The organism is Vibrio sp. 1978 (assembly GCF_033344345.1).
On record NZ_JAWPOP010000936.1, the window covers coordinates 1 to 535 of the forward strand.

Below are 535 nucleotides of genomic sequence, written 5' to 3' on the forward strand. Positions count from 1 at the left end.
TTTTGCGGCATTAAACTCCTTTTCTTTCACTCGCAGCATGGCCTGAGCGCGTTTGAGCTGACTGTCCAAATCCCGCTTATCAATGTTAGCAATCACTTGTCCTTGCTTAACAAGTTGCCCTTTATTGATGTTGAGACTGACAATTTTACCGGCCACTTCTGCACCAAGACGAGCTTGGCGATTGGGTGCGGTTCGGCCATAAAGTTCTATCGTTTTACTGGTAGGTTTTGCGGTGAAAGTATCAAACATCACCTTAGCTAAGGGCGTGTTTTCAGATTGGAGAGATGGGGATGAGGTGTGGTCACCTTGTGCTTTGAGCTGCCCTGCAGCCAACCAAGCAACAAGTAGCAAAATAAGGATGAGAGATACTAGCCATGGACGTTCGACAAAACGTCGCCCAAACGAAGTTCCAGACATACAAAGTCCTTTTTATTATTCTCTCCTGCGGAGCGCTGAGAGCATGTTTACGTGACATCCTGCTACGTAAAACTCAGGCAGCCAATAGGCTGCCTGTCATCGTGTCAATTACACGCTA

General features: G+C 46.9%; 1 pseudogene. It reads right to left on the reverse strand.

The features are described 5' to 3' along the window. A pseudogene (vmeJ, locus tag R8N49_RS29955) lies at positions 1–417 on the reverse strand (multidrug efflux RND transporter periplasmic adaptor subunit VmeJ); the annotation flags it as partial. Positions 418–535: the final 118 nt, after the last annotated feature.